Genomic DNA, 2630 nt, shown 5'->3' on the forward strand with positions numbered 1-2630 from the left:
GGCTTGCTCGCGAAGGCGTCGTGTCAGTCAACACCTCAGTCAACTGACCGATTGCCTTCGCGAGCAAGCCCGCTCCCACATTTGCTTCTGCGCTGAGCCTTGCCCCAACCCTGTCCAGGTGCTAAACCTTGTACACGTTCGTCAATGACAAGGAAGCCAGTCAATGTCAGTCGTTACAGAAGTCTCTCCGGATGGTCAAAAACTGACGATTTCGGTCAAGGGGCGGTTCGATTTTGGGCGCCATCAGGAATTTCGCGAGTCCTATGAGCGGCTTAACAGAAAACCTGACTCCATCGTGGTTGATCTGAAAGATGCCACCTACCTCGACAGCTCCGCGCTGGGCATGCTGCTTCTGCTGCGCGATCATGCCGGCGGCGACGACTCGGATGTACGCGTGATCAACAGCAACTCCGACGTGCGCAAGATTCTCGCCATCTCCAACTTCGACAAACTGTTCGACATCAGTTGACAGCCATGCAGGCGCAAGAGCCGCTGACGATCCTGATCGCCGAAGACAGTGCCGCCGACCGGTTACTGTTGTCGACCATCGTCCGCCGTCAGGGGCATGAAGTGCTGACCGCCGCCAATGGCGCCGAAGCGCTGGAGGTGTTCAAGCGTCAGCCGCCGCATCTGGTGCTGATGGACGCGATGATGCCGGTGATGGACGGCTTCGAAGCGGCGCAGCAGATCAAGGCGCTGGCGGGGGAAACCCTGGTGCCGATCATCTTTCTGACTTCGCTGACCGAAAGTGAAGCGCTTGCCCGTTGTCTGGAAGCAGGTGGCGACGACTTTCTGGCGAAGCCTTACAACCAGGTGATCCTCGCCGCCAAAATCAAGGCGATGGATCGCTTGCGCCGCTTGCAGGCCACGGTGCTGCAACAGCGTGACCTGATCGCCAGACATCACGATTACCTGCTCAACGAACAGCGCGTGGCCAAAGCGGTATTCGACAAGGTCGCGCATTCCGGCTGCCTGAGCGCGCCGAACATTCGCTACCTGCAATCACCCTATGCGTTGTTCAACGGCGACCTGCTGCTGGCGGCCTACACCCCGGCCGGCGACATGCACGTGCTGCTCGGTGATTTCACCGGCCACGGCTTGCCGGCGGCGGTGGGGGCGATGCCGCTGGCCGAAGTGTTTTACGGCATGACGGCCAAGGGTTACGGCCTGGCTGAAACCCTGCGCGAGATGAACGCCAAGCTCAAGCGCATCCTGCCGGTGGACATGTTCTGCTGCGCGACCATGCTTTGTCTGAGTTTTCAGCGGCGTTCGGTAGAGGTGTGGAACGGCGGCATGCCTGACGGTTATCTGCATCGGATTGCCACCGGCGAACGTGTGCCGCTGGCGGCGCGCCATTTGCCGCTGGGGGTGCTCAGTCCGCAAGCGTTTGATGATCGCACCGAAGTACAGACCATGGCCGTGGGTGACCGGGTGTTCCTGCTTTCGGACGGGGTGATCGATACCACTGACGCCGACGATCGCTTGTTCGGTGTCGAGCGTTTGCAGCAACTGTTTGCCGCCAATCGTGAGCCGGACAACCTGTTCGCCGAGATCGAGCAGGCCTTGCACGCCTTTCGCGGCGAGCCCCGTGACGATGTGAGCATGGTCGAGATCAGCTTGCTGGAGGCGGCGCAGGTGATGCCGTCGGCACCGGTGTATTCCGACAGTGGTCAATCCTGTCCGCTGGACTGGTCGGTAAGTTTCGAGTTTCGCGGGGCGACGCTCAGGCGCTTCAATCCGTTGCCGTATCTGCTGCAATTGTTGCTGGAAGTACACGGCTTGCGCACTCAGGGTGGGGCGATCTACAGCGTGCTCGCCGAGTTGTACTCCAATGCGCTGGAGCACGGCGTGCTGGGTCTCGATTCCAGCCTCAAGCGCGATGCGGCTGGGTTCGCCCACTACTATGAAATGCGCAACGAGCGGCTAGAAGCCTTGCAGGACGGTTATGTGCGCGTGCATCTGCAGGTGAAGCCGCAAGGTGCCGGTGGTTGTCTGGTGATCCGCGTCGAGGACAGCGGCAAGGGTTTTGACGTGGCGCGGGTAATGGAGCGACCGCTGGACGGTGTCCGTCTGTCAGGGCGCGGGGTCAGTCTGATCCGGCAGTTGGCGCATAACGCCAGTTGGTCGGACGAAGGTCGCAGTGCTTGCGTGGAGTTTTTCTGGGAGGGTTGAGGCATAATTCGCGGATTCTTGATCAAGGAGTGAACAAGTGACTGACACACATATTGATCGCCAGGCGCTGAGCGTACTGCGCGAAGTCATGGAGGAGGGTTATCCGGAGCTTCTGGATACCTTTCTGACCGATTCCGAAAGTCGCTTGGCTGAGCTGCAGAAGACGGCGGATGCCAAGGCTTTGTCTGAAGTTGCCCACAGTTTCAAGGGCAGCGCCAGCAACATGGGGGCTGTCCGGTTGGCGGCGCTCTGCCAGGAGCTGGAATCGGAAGCCAAAAATAAAAGCCCCGCGGAAATCGTCAAAATGGTGGCCGACATCAGTCGCGAATTCGCGAAAGTCCGTCCTGACTACGAAGACGAACGCCAGCACGCCCTGACCCATTGAATCCTGCCGTCCCGCGCGTTTAGCAACCGCCCGGCCAAACTGGCCCCCCACATGGAATATTACAGTGTGTTTT

The 2630-nt window shown here is 59.8% G+C and carries 3 protein-coding genes; all 3 read left to right on the forward strand.

The window, feature by feature from the left end:
* The first annotated feature begins 163 nt into the window (after positions 1-163).
* The 3 genes from QMX91_RS30610 to QMX91_RS30620 are packed head-to-tail and all read left to right on the forward strand — an operon-like array spanning position 164 to position 2557.
* The gene (locus QMX91_RS30610; RefSeq protein ID WP_134785749.1) at positions 164-469 is read left to right on the forward strand and encodes an STAS domain-containing protein; all 306 of its coding nucleotides are present in this window, start codon (positions 164-166) and stop codon (positions 467-469) included.
* A 5-nt stretch (positions 470-474) separates the two neighbouring features.
* Positions 475-2172, forward strand: coding sequence for a fused response regulator/phosphatase (locus QMX91_RS30615; protein WP_282413863.1), 1698 nt, complete (start codon positions 475-477; stop codon positions 2170-2172).
* Positions 2173-2209: 37 nt separating this feature from the next.
* The gene (locus tag QMX91_RS30620; protein WP_282413864.1) at positions 2210-2557 is read left to right on the forward strand and encodes an Hpt domain-containing protein; all 348 of its coding nucleotides are present in this window, start codon (positions 2210-2212) and stop codon (positions 2555-2557) included.
* Positions 2558-2630: the final 73 nt, after the last annotated feature.

The organism is Pseudomonas sp. PS01299 (assembly GCF_029960145.1).
Taxonomy (GTDB): Bacteria; Pseudomonadota; Gammaproteobacteria; order Pseudomonadales; family Pseudomonadaceae; genus Aquipseudomonas; species Aquipseudomonas putida_A.

Coding starts and splice junctions, on each gene's coding strand:
- QMX91_RS30610 (WP_134785749.1), top strand. CDS start 164: ATGTCAGTCGTTACAGAAGTCTCTCCGGATGGTCAAAAACTGACGATT.
- QMX91_RS30615 (WP_282413863.1), top strand. CDS start 475: ATGCAGGCGCAAGAGCCGCTGACGATCCTGATCGCCGAAGACAGTGCC.